Source organism: Geomonas sp. RF6 (assembly GCF_021044625.1).
Classification (GTDB): Bacteria; Desulfobacterota; Desulfuromonadia; order Geobacterales; family Geobacteraceae; genus RF6.
Genome location: NZ_CP087999.1, coordinates 2,393,585 through 2,411,108, shown reverse-complemented (window position 1 = coordinate 2,411,108; position 17,524 = coordinate 2,393,585). Strand labels below are relative to the sequence as shown.

At 62.5% G+C, this 17,524-nt stretch carries 12 protein-coding genes; 2 read left to right on the top strand and 10 right to left on the bottom strand.

The window, feature by feature from the left end:
* Window positions 1-59 precede the first annotated feature (59 nt).
* From nuoB to LPW11_RS10320, 3 genes are all read right to left on the bottom strand, one after another.
* Window positions 60-548 (bottom strand): NADH-quinone oxidoreductase subunit NuoB, encoded by a 489-nt coding sequence (gene nuoB / locus LPW11_RS10330; RefSeq protein WP_230998042.1) that lies wholly within the window; start codon window positions 546-548, stop codon window positions 60-62.
* Window positions 539-904 (bottom strand): NADH-quinone oxidoreductase subunit A, encoded by a 366-nt coding sequence (locus LPW11_RS10325; protein WP_230998041.1) that lies wholly within the window; start codon window positions 902-904, stop codon window positions 539-541. Before LPW11_RS10325 ends, nuoB begins: the two co-directional genes overlap by 10 nt.
* 522 nt (window positions 905-1,426) lie before the next feature.
* Entirely contained in the window at window positions 1,427-2,710 is a 1,284-nt protein-coding gene (locus LPW11_RS10320) for a nitrite/sulfite reductase (RefSeq protein WP_230998040.1), read from the bottom strand.
* Between the two features lie 552 nt (window positions 2,711-3,262).
* Here LPW11_RS10320 and pepN point away from each other — a divergent pair.
* Window positions 3,263-5,902: an aminopeptidase N gene (pepN, locus tag LPW11_RS10315; RefSeq protein ID WP_230998039.1), complete on the top strand. Its 2,640-nt coding sequence runs from the start codon at window positions 3,263-3,265 to the stop codon at window positions 5,900-5,902.
* Window positions 5,903-5,975: 73 nt separating this feature from the next.
* Here the strand turns inward: pepN and LPW11_RS10310 are convergent, their stop codons facing one another.
* The 3 genes from LPW11_RS10310 to LPW11_RS10300 form a co-directional block, all read right to left on the bottom strand.
* On the bottom strand, window positions 5,976-6,140 hold the full coding sequence (locus tag LPW11_RS10310; protein WP_230998038.1) for a hypothetical protein: 165 nt from the start codon (window positions 6,138-6,140) through the stop codon (window positions 5,976-5,978).
* Window positions 6,141-6,324: 184 nt separating this feature from the next.
* Window positions 6,325-6,612 (bottom strand): hypothetical protein, encoded by a 288-nt coding sequence (locus tag LPW11_RS10305; protein WP_230998037.1) that lies wholly within the window; start codon window positions 6,610-6,612, stop codon window positions 6,325-6,327.
* A 146-nt stretch (window positions 6,613-6,758) separates the two neighbouring features.
* On the bottom strand, window positions 6,759-7,241 hold the full coding sequence (locus LPW11_RS10300) for an EVE domain-containing protein (protein ID WP_230998036.1): 483 nt from the start codon (window positions 7,239-7,241) through the stop codon (window positions 6,759-6,761).
* A gap of 94 nt (window positions 7,242-7,335) precedes the next feature.
* Between LPW11_RS10300 and LPW11_RS10295 the strand changes: the two genes are divergently transcribed.
* Entirely contained in the window at window positions 7,336-7,746 is a 411-nt protein-coding gene (locus LPW11_RS10295; RefSeq protein ID WP_230998035.1) for a DUF4124 domain-containing protein, read from the top strand.
* A 15-nt stretch (window positions 7,747-7,761) separates the two neighbouring features.
* On the opposite strand, the gene LPW11_RS10290 is transcribed toward LPW11_RS10295, so the two are convergent.
* The 4 genes from LPW11_RS10290 to LPW11_RS10275 all read right to left on the bottom strand — a co-directional run bounded on the left by LPW11_RS10290 (window position 7,762) and on the right by LPW11_RS10275 (window position 17,321).
* Window positions 7,762-11,469: an AsmA family protein gene (locus LPW11_RS10290; RefSeq protein WP_230998034.1), complete on the bottom strand. Its 3,708-nt coding sequence runs from the start codon at window positions 11,467-11,469 to the stop codon at window positions 7,762-7,764.
* A 342-nt stretch (window positions 11,470-11,811) separates the two neighbouring features.
* Complete coding sequence (locus LPW11_RS10285) at window positions 11,812-14,103, bottom strand: serine protein kinase PrkA (protein WP_230998033.1); 2,292 nt, start codon at window positions 14,101-14,103, stop codon at window positions 11,812-11,814.
* A 29-nt stretch (window positions 14,104-14,132) separates the two neighbouring features.
* Window positions 14,133-15,773, bottom strand: a complete 1,641-nt coding sequence (locus tag LPW11_RS10280) for a SpoVR family protein (RefSeq protein WP_230998032.1) — start codon at window positions 15,771-15,773, stop codon at window positions 14,133-14,135.
* A 165-nt stretch (window positions 15,774-15,938) separates the two neighbouring features.
* Window positions 15,939-17,321, bottom strand: a complete 1,383-nt coding sequence (locus tag LPW11_RS10275; RefSeq protein ID WP_230998031.1) for a DUF444 family protein — start codon at window positions 17,319-17,321, stop codon at window positions 15,939-15,941.
* Between the last annotated feature and the right edge of the window lie 203 nt (window positions 17,322-17,524).

Below are 17,524 nucleotides of genomic sequence, written 5' to 3'. Positions count from 1 at the left end.
ATTTTCAGAGTACTACCGGGAGGACCGCGGTCGGTCGCTGCCAGGCTCGCGGGAGAGCCTTAAATCTTTACCGGGTTCTGCTCTTCAAACGGGAGGATCGGATGGTGCTCGCCGGCGATCCTGTCCTGCAGCTTCATGATCGCGTCGATGACCATCTCCGGACGCGGCGGGCAACCCGGGATGTAGATATCGACCGGGATGATCTTGTCCACGCCCTGCACGACGGAGTAGTTGCGGTAGAAGCCGCCGCTGGTGGCGCACGCCCCAAACGCCATGACCCACTTCGGATCGCACATCTGGTCATACACTTTCTTGATGACCGGTGCTTCCTTGTGGGTAATGGTACCTACCACCATGAGGAGGTCGCTCTGCCGCGGAGTAAAGCGGGGGAGCGCCGCGCCGAAACGGTCGGTGTCATAGATGGTGGATGCGACGGACATGAACTCCATGCCGCAGCAGGCGGTAACAAACGGATAGGGGAAGAGACTGAACTTGCGGACCCAGCCGATCAGTTCGTCTTTTCTGGTGGTGAGAAAATCTAGCGCCATTCCAGTGCGCCCTCCTTCCAGACGTAGACAAAAGCCAGCGCCAGAACTCCCATGAAGAAGAGGAAGGAGCAAAGGGAGACTGTGGCCAGCTCGCGGTTACCGGTCGATGCGGCCCAGATGAAGAGGAGCACCGTTTCCAGGTCGAAGAGAAGAAAGAAGATGGCCACCGGGTAGTACTTGATGGAGAGGGGGCGCACGTTGCGGATCTGCAGCGGCCGCGAGCCACACTCGAAGGGCTCCATCTTTACTGCGGAGGACACGACTCTCGGCCCAAGGAGCGCGTTCAGGCCAACGATCAGGCCCACGAAACCAAGGGAAGCGATTACGAAGATGAGGAAAATTAGATATGGGCTCATATGCACTTCATAGAACAGGAATTTACCTCCGGTAAGAGGGGCATTTTGCCTAATATTTCCGCGTCAGTGATGGTCCAAGTGGTCTTGGGATACTGTATCCCAAGCCGTGTAGACATGTAGACATGTTTACGTAAAACACTATGTCATTTGCCCGTCGCCATGTCAACAAAAATTTAAGGCCATACATTTTTCTGTTTGTCAAGCGTGCGTCAAAAAAACTGCGACGGAAGTCTGAAAACCGTCACAAGCTTCTTTAATTCAAACATTTACAGAGAGTGTCCGACGCCTCGGAATGCTGCCGGTAGCGATGAGAGAACGCTAAAACGTTCTAAAACCACCCGTTCAAAGGAAGCCCAGTGTACGCTATTCCGTATACAAAAGCAATCACCATGCCACGGAGCCGCGGCAGGAGCGGGATCATGCGGAAAGGTGGCCTAAGTCGTGCCGGAGATGCAGTTTTACGCCCTTTCCGGCCACGCCGCAGCCGACGGCAGAAGAACACCTCCCCTGCGGGGAATACCGTCATCGCACGTTATTTGCCCGGTCTAATAGCTGGGTCAGCGTGAGCCCCTTCTCCACCGCCTCCGCGAATGCGCCCTCCCCCTTCCGGTGGAGATCGAAGCGCGGCACCCTCTCCTCCCCTTCCTTCTCCGTGCGGGCGCAGATGATCCCCACATCTGCAAGCTGCGGCTGCGCGCAGGAGTTGGGGCATCCGGAGAGGGCCCAGGTGAGCGCCCGCCCCTCTTCCCCCATCGCCTCCACGAGGGCTGCTGCAACGTCGCGTGTGGGGGCGAGGCCAAGGATGCACTCGTGGTTACCTGGGCATACGCGGAAGGGGACCTCCCCTGCGCTCGTCGCCGCTGCAAAACCTGCGTCCTTCAGGGCCGTTTCCGCCTCGGCGGCTGGCGCATCGGCGCCGAGGTAGAAGGCGATGTTCTGGTCGGAGTTGACAGTGAGGATCCCGCCGCTCCAGCGATCGGCAAAGGCGGCGAGAGCCCGCAACCTGTCGGCCTGCAGCTCACCGGCAAAGACCGAAGCCTCAAGTCGCCCTTCAGCACCGTTTGCCAGCGGAAGGAGCGTGTCAAAATGGCTGGCGGTGGATGGGAAGCTTTCTCGGGCATGTGCGTCGGAGAAGACGAGGTCGCGGAAGGCCTCGCGCCCAAGCTGCGCCACCAGGTGTTTCAGGCGCTTCCCTGCCGCTCCCCGCTCCGCGTATATGTCGACGACGACCTCGATGAGGGGGATGAGCCCCCCTTCGGGCACCCCCTCGGCAAGGAGAAAGCCGGGCATCGGCTCGCGCCCGAGCCCGCCCGCACAATATATATTGTAGGTATCGTCGCCGGCGGGGACGATTCCGATGTCCTGGATCAGGTGCCGCCCGCTCGACTCGTTCGCTTCCAGCCCGATCTTGAACTTCTTGGGGAGCCTCTCGAAGCGCGGGTTCCCGGTGAAGTGACGGTGCATCCGGCGCGAGAGCGCCTCAAGGCGGGGAGCGCCCGCACATCCCAGCGCGCCGCACACCACACCTCGCACCGCGCCGCCGCAGGCACCGCGGCTCACCAGACCAACGGAAGTGAGCGCACGCGCGACGGGGACGAGAGCCTCCTCGGTGAGCCAGTGCAGCTCGATACTTTCCCTGACGGTGAGGTGCACGACGCCGCGTGCGTGCTTGTCGGCTATGTCGGCAACCTTGCGCGCCTGCTCCGACGAGATCAGCCCTGCGGGGAGCTTTATGCGTTGCATGAAGAAGCCGGCCTGCCGCTGCGTATAAATTCCTTCGAGCCGCAGATGTGGTGGAGTTGCCATCGGAACCCTCCTTGTAGTCACAGTGATGGATCTTTTTACCGTGCAAGGTCTGCCGCTGTCATCAAAAAAGGTTCTGGCGGGTTTTTCTGGCACCGATGTCGCCCGTCATTATAGGATAGGACCGACCGTGAGGTTCCCCCCTTTGCGAAGGTACATCCGGGAATTCCGGGAATTCAGCCCGGTCGCTTCCGTTGACGTGAGGGGACACTAGTGGCGCCGCGCTGGAGCACAGGCTTCCCAGCCTGTACCGCGGCGCCAGCCGCGCGGTCTGTGGCGGCTGCGCCGCCATCGCAGGCAAGATGCCTACGCTCCAGCGTGGGGACACCCGGATTCTTTGTAGCGCGTTCCCCAGAATCCCGGAAGACCCTTTGAAAAGGGGGGAACGCGGGTTCTCCTGTACTGCTTCGTGCATACTCTTTCGAGATTCCGGAATCCGATGAGGTCCCCATCCTGTCCACTCCCGGCTTGCACCCGGAGATATTGTATAGTAGATGAGTACGTGCCCCGCTTCATATCGCCCCACTATCACCGAAGACTGCGAGGAAACTTACCATGTCGCACACGCAACACCGGACCATCCACCAGAAAGACTATACTCCCCCCGACTATCTCGTCGACACCGTCGACATCAGCTTCAACCTCGATGAGGATCTCACCCGGGTCACCAGCCGGCTGACTATGCGCGCCAACCCCGACCGCCCACCGGGGCCTCGCCCCCTCCTGCTGGACGGCGCGGAACTGAAGCTCGTCTCGCTGAAGCTTGACGGCGTGGAGCTCCCCCCGGAGAGTTATTACATCGAGGGGGAAGAGCTCACGATCCGCCAGGTCCCTGAGCGTTTCTCACTCGAGGTGATAACCGAGATCAGCCCTCGCAGCAACACGGCGCTGGAGGGGCTGTACCTCTCCGGCCCGATGATGTGCACGCAGTGCGAGGCGGAGGGTTTCCGGCGCATCACCTACTTCCCGGACCGCCCCGACGTCATGGCGGTGTACACCGTGCGGCTGGAGGCGGACCGGGAAAGCGCCCCCGTCCTCCTTGCCAACGGCAACCTCATGGAAAAAGGGGACCTGCCGGACGAGCGCCACTACGCGGTGTGGCACGACCCCTTCAGGAAACCCTCGTACCTCTTCGCCATCGTCGCCGGGGACCTCGTGGAGATCTCCGACACCTTCACCACCATGAGCGGGCGCAGCGTGAGCCTGGAGATCTACGTGGAGGAGAAAAACCGCGACAAGTGCGGCCACGCCCTGACCTCACTGGCCCACGCCATGCGCTGGGACGAGGAGAAGTTCGGGCGGGAGTACGATCTCGACACATACATGATCGTGGCGGTCGACGACTTCAACATGGGGGCCATGGAGAACAAGGGGCTCAACATCTTCAACTCCATCTACGTCCTCGCCAGCCCCGAGAGCGCCACCGACGACGACTACCATGCCATCGAGGAGGTGATCGGGCACGAGTACTTCCACAACTGGACCGGCAACCGCATCACCTGCCGCGACTGGTTCCAGCTCTCGTTGAAGGAAGGGCTCACCATCTACCGCGACCAGGAGTTCTCCTCCGACATGCAGTCCCGCGCAGTGAAGCGCATTGCCGACGTGCGGGGGCTGCGCTTCTCCCAATTTGCCGAGGACGCCGGTCCGCTGGCGCACCCGGTGCGCCCGGAGTCGTACGTCGAGATCAACAACTTCTACAGCATGACCGTCTACCACAAGGGGGGGGAAGTCATCCGCATGCTCGCCACCCTCCTCGGGAAGGAGCGCTTCAGGAAAGGTATGGATCTCTACTTCGAGCGCTACGACGGGAAGGCGGTGCGGGTGGACGAATTCGTACAGGCGATGGCGGACGCAGGGGAGCGCGACCTGACGCAGTTCATGCGCTGGTACGATCAGGCGGGCACCCCGGTCCTCACAGTTTCGGGAGAGTACGACGAGAACGAGATGAGCTACCTCCTGACCGCAACCCAGAAGACGCCCCCCACGCCGGGGCAGCCGGAGAAGCTCCCCCTGCATATCCCCCTCGCGGTGGGGCTCCTCGGGCCGGACGGGGGCGACCTGCCGCTGCGTCTCCAGGGTGAGGATGCCCCGAAGGGGACCACGCGCATACTGGAGCTTACCCGTGAGACTGAGACTTTCCGTTTCCTCGACGTCCCCGCCCCTCCGGTCCCATCCCTCCTGCGCAACTTCTCCGCGCCGGTGAAACTCGCCGACTGCTACAGCGACGAGGATCTCACCTTCCTCATGGCGCACGACAGCGACCCGTTCGTGCGCTGGGAAGCGGGGCAGATCCAGGGGGTGAAGCTCATACTCGAGCTCGTGGCTGACCGTCAGTCGGGGCGCCACATGCTGGTGCCGGAGGAATTCGTCTCCGCCTTCGCCAGCACCCTCGCCGACAGATCGATGGAACATGCCTTCCAGGCGGAGGCGCTGACACTTCCGAGCGAGGGGTATCTGGCGGAGCAAATGGAGACGATCGATCCGGAGGGAATCCACGAAGCGAGGGAACTGGTGCGCGAGGTACTGGGGGCGCGACTGCGCGAGGAATTCCTCTCCCTGTACCGCTCCTGCACGCCGAAGGCGCCGTATGCACCGGACGACGGGCGCTTCGGGGAGAGGCGCCTGCGCAGGCTCTGCCTCGCCTACCTCACCGCGGGTGGCGACACGGAAGGGATCGAGCTCGCCATGGAGCAGTTCGAGGCCGCAGACAACATGACCGACACCATGGGGGCCCTCCACTCGCTCGTCGACTGCGACTGCCCCCAGAGGAACGAGGCACTGGCGCAGTTCTACATCAAGTGGCGCGAGGACCGCGGGGTTATCGACAAGTGGTTCCGGCTGCAGGCATCCTCACACCTCCCCGGAACGCTTCAGGAGGTCAATGCCCTCCTTTCCCACCCGGACTTCGACATCCGTGTTCCGAATCGGGTCCGGGCACTTGTAGGGGCCTTTTCCCAGAACCAGGTACGGTTCCACGATCGCAGCGGTGAAGGGTACCGTTTTCTCGCCGACCAGGTGCTGCGCCTGAACGAGATAAACCCGCAGATCGCCGCCCGCATGGTGACGCCACTGACGAGGTGGCGCCGCTTCGACCCCGGCCGGCAGGATCTGATGAAAAACGAGCTGCAGCGCATCCTCGTCGGGCCGAACCTGGTGCGCGACGTGCACGAGCTGGTGGTGAAGAGTTTGTAGAACGACGCTGGAGAGAACGACGCAGAAAGGGGCGGGGAGATGATCCCCGCCCCTTCTTTTTAAACGCGGTATTTTAGTACCTGCCGCCGTGGCGGTATCCGCCGCCGCGGCCGTAGTCGTCGTGGTGGTGGTGATGGTGTCCACCGCCATACCCCATGTCCCACGGTTCGATAACACATCCGGAGAGTGACGCGCCAAGCAGCACCAGCGCCACGACCATGCCAAGCCTTCTTCTCATTGCCAGCCTCCCTGTCCACTGTCACCAGCGGGGGTGGTCGGTGCTGTCGGGCCACCCGTCACCTCCCCGATACCCGCTTCGGGACATTTCGTGTCTTTAGGAACAACTGGCTTTATTTCAACACGGCACGGTGCAAGAAGAGTGCAGCAAATAAGGAAAGTCAGGAAGTTAGCGGAGCTGCCCGCTAGCGGCGGTACCCGTAGCGGAAGTCGCTGCGCCCCCCGTAGGATGGGCCATCCCTGTAGTAGTGCCGACCTCCGTATCCGTAATCCCTGTAGTAGTGGCGATGCCCGTATCCATAGTTGTAGTATCCGGGACCATAGTACGGCCCGTTCCAGTACTGCCGTTCTATGTAGCTCTGCCCATATCCTCCATAGTATCCGGCGTCGTAGTATCCGGTATCGATGACGCAACCGGAGAGGGTCGCGCCCATCAGCACCGCCAGCACCGGAAAAACGAGCTTGCGCGTCATGGGAGCCTCCTCGTCCACGGTGACAGGCGGTGAGTGCGGGGTGTAGGCGAGGTCATCGCTCCTTTACCACCCGCTTCAAAAGTGCCCTGTCGTGGATCCGAAGGCTTCATTACAGCACATAACGGTGCAACAAATATGGAAAGAGGCTACGGTTCCTCCTGCATTCCCGCCAGACGCAAAATCGCCCGCCACTCCTCCTCGCGTACCGGCTGCACCGAAAGTCTCCCCCGCTTCAGAAGGACCATGTCGCCGACTTCCGGCACACCTTTCAGCTCACGAAGGGTGACCGGCCTCGGCAGCGGCGCTACGTAGCGCACGTCCACCATGAACCAGAGCGGCTTCTCCTTGCTGCCTCGGGGATCGAAGTGCTCGTTCTCCGGGTCAAATGCTGTCCAGTCCGGGTATCCCGCCTTCACCACCTCCACGATCCCCACGATCGCGGGATCGGCGATGTTGCTGTGGTAAAAGAAGGCGCGGTCCCCCACCTTCATCTCATCCTTCAGGTACCCTCGCGCCTGGAAATTGCGCACACCGTCCCAGTGCTCGGTAGAGTCGGGCCGGGCCTTCAGGTCGTCGAACGAGAAGCAGGACGGCTCCGACTTCATGAGCCAGTAGCGACGCTCAGACATGATGCTCTCCTTTTGCAATCTTTCACTGTTGAAAAAGGTTTCCCGATCCGATATGACAAGGATGTGCGCCAACCGCCACTTTCGAGGGAGAAAAATGAAGAGACTCGCCCTTATGCTGCTCCTCGTCGCCTCTACCGCCTACGCTGAAATGTACACCTGGACCGACTCCAAGGGTACCACTCACTACGTCAGCAGCCAGTACGACATCCCCGCCCGCTACCGCTCGCGCGCCAAGGTGTACGACGTGGCAACGGGGAAGAAGCTGCCGATCTCCGCTGCGGCCGCCGCCGCGCCACCCTCCGCACCGGCAGGGGGCGCCGCGGCTCAACCTCCCCAGCTTCCCGCACAGCCGCAGGCAGTGCAGCCCCTCCCCGCGCAACCCGCGCTTGCTCCCGTGGCGCCACAGGCCCAGCAGAGCGCTCCCCCGCAGATTCAGCCCCAGCCGTTGCCGCAAAGGGGACAGCCGCGAGCACGTCATTCCCGCGGGGCAGCAGACGAGGAGTAGTCGCTAGCAGGAGTCCTAATCCTGCCACTTGAACTCAGGCTGAGCCTCCGGAGCTGGCGAAGGTGACGTCGAGGGCGCCGTTTCCGCTGGAGCCGCCCCTGTCGCAGCCTTCCCGCGGGTGGCCGCCTGCCGGACCGACTCAAGGAGATGGTCGAGAGCGATGCGGTTCTGGGTGGGCACGATCGAGACGCTGAGGTCGCGGACTCCGATGAAATTGGTGTGCTGGATGTCGAGCGCCTGGAAGGTCAGGTCCCCCTCCTGGAGCAGCGCCCGGATCTCGGCGCGGTCGTAGGGGCGATCGGTGCTGAAGAAGAAGCCGCTCAGCTTCTGGTTGGAGAGCCGCTGCAGGAACTCTCTGCTGACCAGCATCTTCTCCCCCTTCCCTTCACGCGCCCAAAACTCCGTGTAGCCAACGAGCCCTTTCAATCCCCCGCCGGTCCCCGTGACGCTGAGGAACCCGTCGATCCTCCCCGAGATGTATCCCTTTATATTGGGGACGTCGTTGCAGAGGCTCCTCAGGCTCACACCGTTTGCCAGCAGATCGACCCTGAACGTCCCCCCCTTTTTCATGGAGACGCTCCCTTTCCCAAAGACGACGCCGTCGTAGAGGGTCGCCCGCAGCGACCTGATCTCTGTGAGGCCGCTCTCCGCCTGCAGCTCCATCGTCACCGAGCCAAGGTCGAGCGTGCCGTACGACACTTTGGCGATGGTGACCGGAGTCCCCGCTGTCCCTTTTTCCTTCAGCTGCTGCAAAAGCTTTGGATAGTTTTCCCTGCTGACCGCAAGCCCCGCGCCGGGCTTGCCTATCTCCTTCCCGGCCAGCTCGAGCGACACGGGGATCTTCCCGTTCACCCCCTTCAGCACGACCTTCTGGGAGGGGACCTCCAGCGTGACCTCCTCAAGCGCCACCGACCCTTCCAGCAGATCCTGCCCGTCGCGCAGTACCATGGTGCCGTCCGCTGACAAAGCCCCCGCCGTGTTCGCCTCCTGCAGCATGCGCGGCATCATGCTCACGAAGGGATCGATGAGGTCGTTTACCGAGGTGCGCGGGACAGAGAAGGCGAGGCGGCCGCTTCGCTGCGGCGAGAAGACCTTTTCCACCTCCCCCTGTGCGAGCAGTCGCGCCCCCGCGCCGGCGGAGATCTCGGCGGCAGCGAGGGAGAGCTTCTCTCCCGCCAGCGCACCCTGTACCGTCACCCCCGCGTCGGAGAGAAGAGCCTTCCCTTTCTCATCCTTTACCTCGATCCCTTTCCCCTTCCCCTGAAAGCGACAGTTGATCCCGGCGCGGCGGGAATAGCTGCCGTTCGCGCGCAGGTCGAGCACCCCGCTGGAAAGGCGCGGCCCCTTCGTGGCCGGGAGGAAGGGGGAGAGGCCCTTTACCTGGGCACCCGCGATGGAGAAGGTGAACTCTTCCTCCTCCGGTACCATCGGGCGGAAAGCCACGTCCGCGACGAGGGCTCCGCCGAAGAGGGTTCCCCCCAGAGTACCTTTCCCTCCATTTCGGGCGAAGGTGAGGCGCGCACTCGGCGCACCGACCTCCTTCCCCTTCCAGGAAGCTCCCCCTGTGGAGAGGACCGCGTCACCTTCCAGCCAGTTCCCCTTCGGGTCGCTCAGGTAGCGGCCGTGCAATGTGGCGGCGATCCCCTTCGCCTCCACATCGGCGCTACGCAGGGAGCCTCCCTTCACCTCAACGGAGACAGGGTAGCCGCTCCCGTCCTTGTGCGGGATCTGGGCGAGGAGTGTGGCAAATGAGGCGGTGTGATCCCCGTACTTCACGGTGCCGTTCTCCAGAGTGACGGCATCGTCGATCACCCGGTAGGAGAATTCGGCATCCCCCTTTTTTGCGGTTTGTGTCTCGATTCCGATATCCCCCCTCACTTGACGGGAGGGGGACAGGGGGCGGGTGAAGCTGCGGTCTGCTGAAGTGGTGGCACCTTCCCCCCCACCCTGTCCCTCCCCCGCACGGGGGGAGGGGACTTTCCATGCGTCTCCCTTTTCACCCCACCAAAAGGAAGAGAGCTGCGCCTTCCCCGCCGACTCGAGATGTTTCTCCTTCCGGAGCAGGCGCCCTTCCACCCTCCCCCCACGTAGTGCGAAATGCTGTGCCCCGCGGCTGCCGTCTATCCCGGAGAGACGGCAGGAGACATTCGCGGCGAAGTCAGCGGCGCTGCGTCCGCTGCCGGAGAGGGTTGCCGCAGCGGTCCCGGAGCCGAGCTTCAGGTTGTAGCGGGAAAGGAGAGGGTTGAGGGCGGCAGCCCCCGCGGCGGGGACTTCCGCCGAGACGGTGTACGGGGCCGGAGAGGCAGCGTCAAAGCGCAGTCGCGCGGAGAAATCGGTGCCGCTTGCCCGCGCTGCGGGGATGTTAGCGCGCGCGGAGAGTGGTTTGAGTTTGGCGGAGAAGGCGGCCTGAAAGTCCCCCTTGATCCGCTCCACCAGGGCGGGCTCCGCGGCGCGCCCGTCTGCGCGCCCGGTGGCGACGATGCCGCCTTTGGCACGCTGCAGGGCGACGGTGGCATCGAGGCCGGAGATGAAGGTGCGACCCTCCCTCTGCAGGCGCCCGTCACGCAATACGAGGGCGCCGCTGGCAACAGAGAGCCCCCCGGCCCCGGTCCCGGCCACACGCACGGTCCGGCAGCTGACCTTGCCGCCGACCCTCGTGGTGGCCCGCTCCTGCTGCGGCAGGAGAAAGGCGAGCCGGGAAAGGTCCGCCTCGTCCATGGCGAGCTCCGCCGCGAAGGCTTTCTCGTGGCGCAGCTTCCTGACCGTGCCGGTGCCGCGCACGGTGGTGAGGTGGTCCAGCGCCAGCACCATACTCTTCAGCGTCGCCTGGTCCGACTTCTGGTCGTACCCGCCGGCGAGAGTCAGGCGGCCGGAGAGGGGAATGACGTGTCCCGCGGCGGCGACGCGCAGGTCGCGGAAGTCGAGCTGCCCGTCGCCGGTAAAGAGACCAGCCTCCAGAGCGCCCTGGAAGTCGAGTCTCCCTTTGCCGCCTCTTATGCGCCCCCTCTTGTCGGGGGGGAGGAGGGAGACCAGGGGATCGAGGGAAAAGGGATCGGCGGTCAGGGAGAGGGCTAGGGACGGCGTCGGGCCGGGGCGGGCCTTCCCCTTCACCGCATAGCGGTTGCGCCAGGCATCCTGGAAGGTGAGGGAGAGGGAAGAATCGCGGGAGCCCTTGCTGGTGAGGTCGAAGACATCGAGGGAGAGCCCGTCGACGCCGCGTCCGTTCACGCTGAGGGCTCCGCCCTTCACCGCGAGGTGGCGGATCACCGTCTCCATGGGGGAGGGCTTCTGCGCGGCCATGTGCCTCTGGAGGCGCGAGAAGTTCCACTCGCCGCTGCGGTTTTGGAGTGCGTTGAGGCGGATCCCTTCGAGGCCGATAAGACGGAAGTAGCGTTTTCCGGTCATGAACAGGCGCCAGTCCGGCGCGATGGCGAGCGAATCTGCGTAGACGAGGTTACCGGCGGGGAAGCCCGGGGGATTGAGGATGCGCACCCCCCGGAGGTAGATCGTGGTGCCGGAGCTCTCGATCCGGGCGACCCGGACCTCTTCTTTCAGCGAGTCGGAGAGGATGCGGGAAAGCTCTGCTGCGGGATAGGGGGAAGCGAGGTAGGCCTTTATGGCGAGGATTGCGAGAGTAACAAGTGCCACAAACAGCAGGAGTACTACGAGAAGGATCTTTCTCCCCTTGTTGGCACCTCCTTCACTCTTGAAGCTTTCCTCCATGCGGCCGCATCCCCCGACGACACTTTAACCGCAAAGGCGCGTTTTGACAAGGGTGCGGCGCGGAGGCGCCTCGGGAAGCGCGACTGGTCCGACTGGTCCGACTGGTCCGACTGGTCCGACTGGTCCGACTGGTCCGACTGGTCCGACTGGTCCGACTGGCCCGACTGGCCCGACTGGTCCGACTGCGTCCGGCTGCGTCCACAAAAAAACCTCCCCCTTGCGGGGGAGGGTCAGGGTGGGGGGGAAGGTGGCTCCAGTTCAGCAGATGGCAGCTTCACCCACCACCTGTCCCCCTCCCGTCAAGGGAGGGGGTACGATCGCTGCACGTCGGCACTTTCAGCGTCAGGTCTGAAACTTCTTCGCCAGGTCGTTGTCGATGACGTAGACGCACACTTCCTTAGCGCACTGCTTCGTGTAGTGGTACTTGTTGGTGGACAGGTTGTTGATAAGGAACGTCACGTCGTCCCTGATCCGCTTGTCGTACGTCTTGAACGCGTCCGTGTCGAAGTCCTTGATGGCGCGCCGGAAGTTCGCATTCTCCAGGAACGGCTCGAGCACCTTTTCTTTCAGGTTGAAGACGTACCGCTCCTTCAGCGACTGGAAAAGCCCCGTATCCTTCGGGTCTTTCCCCTCCACCATGATCTCCTGCGTCAGGGTCCGCGCGGTGTACTCCTTCTGCGTCTCCTGCCTGAAGGCCATCCGGGTGTAGCGATCGACCTTCGCCCCCAAAAGTCTCCCCTCGATCCCCGCGAGAAAGTCCTCGGTGATCTCCAGCTTCTCGCCGGTGAAGCTGCACACCTGCACAGAGCCGGGCTCGAAGTTCACCGCAAACATGTAGTGCAGGACATCCCGGTCGATCTGCTGCTCGTTGTAGTAGTAGAGCGACTCCTTCACCTCCTGCAGCACTGCATAGTCATAGTTGTGCACCAGCGAGTCGATGAACCCTTCCGGTATGGAGTCCCGGAGATCCTTCCGCCAGCGGGTGAAGAAGGTGGCAAGGTGCAACATGTTGATCATCTTGTCGCGCCGGGCGTACGCCGCGAAAAAGTCGGAGAAGATCTTGATCGATTCCCTCCCGGAGAAGCCGTGGTCCCCTTCGTGCTCGCTCTCGGCGATGATCTTCCTCCTTCGCTTCGCATTGAGCCTCTTGCGGTCCTCCTCCGTCAGCCAGGCCGGAATGTGCCCGGTATAGATTTCCATCTTCAGGATCTGCAAGTGCTCGTCGCAGTACAGCCGGTACTTCTCGGGATCTCCGATCCACTCCAGCAGCGCGTCTGACTTGATGTTCAGCCGGCTGGAGATGATCACGCGGGCAAAGTTGTGCAGCACGCGCGGCAGGAACATGTTGTCGATCTGCTTCCCGAAGATGTTCCGGTAGATCTCCACCTCCGTGTTCAGGTCCATGACATACGGGATGTTGATGAACTCGATCCTGTCGGTGAAGGAGTGGAACCCCTCGATGGTGCGCTGGTCCTCCGGATTCATGAGGGCGATGAAGAGGCTGCGCACGTTCTCCTCTATGTCCTCCACCTTGTGGATCCCCTCGCTGATGATGTTGTGCAGCTCCAGGAGGCGCTCTGCGTTGAAGCTCTTCACGTCCATCAGTGCGTAGATCCCGTTGTTGGTCTTCGCGAAGTTGGAGTAGAGGTACTTCACCTCGTTGGAATCCCCCAGCAGGAGGTCGATCTTTTTCTGCAGCATGTCGTTGGTGAGGATGCTCTGCCGCATCGGGCGGTCACCCGGGTTGAACACGGTGATCCCTTCGCCGAGGCGACGGTTGAAGCGCATCGGGCGCACGTAGATCATGCGGAAGAGGTCCTCCGGGTCCTCGAGCCGGGCGGCGAGAGCCTGGAAGAGCGAGGTGCAGATGGTGCACGGCGAATCCCTGAATACCCACTCGTACTCCTTGTCGGTGAAGAGCTCCCACTTGAAGGCGTCGTTCTGGAACAGGTTGTCGAAAAAGGCGCGCCGCTGGTGCTTGTCGATCATGAGGAGCGGGCTGTCGTGGGAGGGGCAGCTCACCTCCACGAAATCGCCGCTCCTTTGCAGGATGTTGCGGGAGTGGATCCACTCCTGGCTCTCCAGCTCGTACTCGTCGAGGAGGTGCGAGAGCTTCTCGAGGAACGGCCCGACCTGGTGCTCCTTGAAGCGGCCGAGAGTCCTGCGGTCCAGGTGCCACACCACTTCGTAGCAGCGACCGTCCTGCGTGTTGGCGTACTGCTCGAACTTCATGAGGAGGTTGTTGAGAAAGGTGCTCTTCCCGGACCCCGGAGGCCCCTCGAAGATGTAGATCTTGTTCTGACGCGCACCGCTCTTCATGGCGGAGACATGGCTCATGAGCCTGTTTGCGAAGAGCCGGTCGGCAAAGAACGGGCGGTCCGAATCCTCCACAAAGAGCTTGCGGGTGTCGTAGTTGACGTAGTTGATCGACTCCGGGTCGTCCGGGTACTCGTCCGGCATAAGGTGCACCGAGCTCTTCACCATGTCGTGAAAGAGCTGGAAGACGTTACGCATCATGGCCGCGGGGCGCTCGGCGAGGAGGCGCAGGTACTCGTCGAAGCTCAGCACCTCTCCCTTTTCCCGCTCCACGATCGTTTGACCCAGCTGCTTTAGTACGCTTTCGATTTCTGCCATGAGCTCTTCCCTTCCCCCCTCCGCCTGCCTCAGGAGGCCGTCTGCTCCAGGACCTGCCGCGTCAGCACCTTGTCCTTCATGGTGTACAGGACCCGCTCCCAGGTCATCTCCATCTGCTCTTCACCTTCCCTCGCCGACGGGTCCTTCCCGACCGTGAAGACCGCCTCGCTCGTCTCCAGGTGCACCGGCCGCCCCCAGAGGTACTCGATCCCCACCATGGTGTTGGCGATGTACTCCTTCACCAGCTGCTTTCCCTCGAACTGGTGCACGAGATAGAGCGAGCCGTCGTCGTTTCGCTCCGTGTCTATGTCGATGGTGGGCGGGTGGTACAGGGAGTTGAGCACCATCTGGCGATATTCGTCGGCGGCGCGGCTCTTCACGTAGTACTGCCAGACCATCCGCTGCTGGTTCAGCCTCTTCCCCGTCACGAAAAGCTTGTGCTGGTCCACGAAGTCCTGGTCCACGTAGTTCTTGATGAAGAGGTAGTCGCAGAGATTTTCGCGGATCTGGAAGATGAAGTCCTCCCCGTCGTCCGTCTTCTTGTCGAAGTGGCGCCGCTCCTCGATGTCTCTCAGGCGCTGGTACTCGTAGCTGTTCTTCCCGGCGTCGGCCATCGCCTTTATGTAGTGAAAGAGGCGCATCCCCAGGGCGTAGGGGTTCATCCCCACCCGCGGCATGGCGGTGACCCCTGCGTGGATGCGGGCAAAATCGACCTCGTGCCCCTGGATCCGGTCGTCCTCCAGAAAGAGCTTCTCGTGCCAGTAGCTCGCCCACCCCTCGTTCATGATCTTTGTGCGTATCTGGGGCTGGAAAAAAATGGAGGTCTTGCGGATCACCTCCAGGATCGAGCGCATCCACAGGTTCTCGTCGCGGTGCAGGAACTCCGACTCCTCCACCAGGAAGCGCAAAAGGTCTCGCCGCTCCTTCTTCCTGTTTCCCTGCGCCTTCAGGTAGTGCGCCTCGAATTCCGGGTACTTCCCCTCCAGATCGCCGAAGAAGACGCGCTCCGCCTGGTCGCCGTAATTTCTCAGCGTCTCGTTGTAGCGGTTGATCTCCTTCAGGTAATCGGTGATCCCGAGCTTCTTTTCCACCTGGAGAAAGACGTCGAAGTAGTAGTCGATCCGGCTGGAGGAGGCGACCTCCTCGGGAAAGAAGAGGGGGGAGAGCTCCGACTGGTACGCCACGATGTTGTCGATGGAGCGGGCAAACTCGATGATGTAGTCGACGAAATGCCCCTTCTCCGCGCGCAGCTTCGCTATCACCCTCTTGTCCGACAGCGCCTCGCCGGTGAAGTCTATGTCCCAGGTGTGCCTGAAGTACAGGTTGTTCTGGAAGAAGTCGATGTGCCCGATCACGTGGTAAAAGATCATCACGTTCAGCCAGTCCGGGTTGTTGTCGTTGTAAAAGGAGATCGGCGGACGGGTGTTGATGACCGTCTCGTACGGGTTGTGCGGGTAGAGCTCGTATCTCCCCTTCGCCGCAAGGACCTCCACGTCGTGCACCCAGTAGTCGTAGAGGGTGGGGATCATGATCTTCGGAGAGAGCTCCAGGAGGTCCCGGTTGGTGACGATGTACTCCAGGCTTTCGTTGGTGAAGGAGAGCCCGGCGGCACGCGCCCGCTCCTTGCAACCTTCCATGATGTCTTTGGTGTGCTGGCTGATCAGTTCCATGGTTTACCCCGAGTCAGGTCCCGGCGTTTGCGCCCGCCGGCCCCCCTGCTCTTTCGCCCGCTTGACCCCATCCCCACCCTGTCCCTCCCCTTGAAAGGGAGGGGACGTGATTTCTGCTGCTCAGGCTCTCCCGGGTAGAGTTGGCGCAGCTGCCGTCTGCCGGCATCACAGCAGGAGCTTCCTGATCCCCTCGATGACGCGCGCCTCGTCGGAGTCGTCCGACATGACGTCCATCCTGAGGATCTCCTTCTTGTCCCGCAGGAGCCCCGATTTCTCCAGATAGGCGGCGACCTCGGTCTGGCGGGTGTAGCCGCCGTGCTCGGCGATGGTCACCCCCATCCTGCTCACGTACGACAGGATCTTTATGAGCTCCGGTATCGCCTTGTCGCCGCCGGTGTCCCAGTCGTCACCGTCGGTCCCCTGGAAGACGTAGATGTTGTAGTCGGTGGCGAGGCTCTCCTCCGCGACGATCTGGTTCAGCAGCTTGTAGGCGGAGGCGACTTCGGTTCCCCCGGCGACCCGGGAGTTGTAGTAGGTGTAGAAATCGGGCACCTCTTTCGCCTCGGTGTCGTGCACGATGAAACGCGTCTCCACCTGCCCGGCGTACTGATACAGGAGCCAGGAGTAGATGAGGACGTGCTGCGTCACCACGAGCTCGGTCGGTTTTCCGGACATGGAGCCGGAGTAGTCGCGCACGAAAAAGACCAGGGCCTGCGGCGCGAAGTCCTTCTCTTCGGAAAAGACCCGGTACACCTTGTCGGTGGGAGAGATCAGAAAGCGCGTGAGGTCTATGTTCGAGGGGTCAGGCAGGTTTCCCAACGCGATGTTCGTCTCGATGATGCGTCGCAGCGTCGCCTTCTTCTCCAGGATCTGGCCGGAGCCGCGGTGGCGGTCTGTGAGGTCGTAGGTGTAATGGGTGAAGGAGCGCTTCTTCCCCTTCTCCCTCAGGTTCGGCAGCTGGAACTTCTCGGTGAGGATCTTGCCGAGCTGGTAGGCGCCCGCGTCGATCTCGTGGGCCTCCCCTTCACCCTGCCCCGGCCCGGCGCCCGCTTCCCCTTCCTGGCTCTCGCGTACCGGCGACTCCCCGATTACCTCCCCTTCGTCACCCTTGCCGCTCCCCCCTGTCCCCCCCTCTTCCCCCGGGGGGCGCACCGACGGGTCGTGGTAGAACTTCTCCTCCTCGGTGGAGGGGACCACCACAACCTTCCCCTTCATCCCCTTCCCGGGCTTGACGAGCTTTCCCATCTTGATCTTTCGCGGGAAGCCGTCCGCCTCGCGCTGCCTGTCCCGCTCCAGCAGCTCGTCGAGCGACTTGAGCTGCGTGGTCGGATCGGGGCGCAGGGGTGGCTGGCGCTGCAGCACCGCCATGTCCTGCCAGGCGTACAGCGACGGAGGATCCCCCGTCCTGTTGCGGCGACCTTCACCTGCCGCTGTCTCATGCCCGACGTCGGCGCTCTCCACTTCCGCCAAGAAGCGCGCCTCCCGCTCCGGGTCAAGCCCGGCCTGCCGTAACTTTTCCAGGTACTTTTGCAGATCTCTCTTAGCCATGGCGTCCGCCGGTCACCCCTTGTCTGATCATCTCTTCGGCCACCGTCACTGCCAACCGGCCGGACTCCCCTCTCCCCCAGCCGCGGGGAAGTATGGGTATCATGCGGCGGGTCCCTTTCTCCCTCGATGGGGGACGGCGGGAAAAGGCTTGGTGCCTAAGGGCGGGCATTACGCTCTCACCGCCCCGGCGCCTCGGCCGTCCG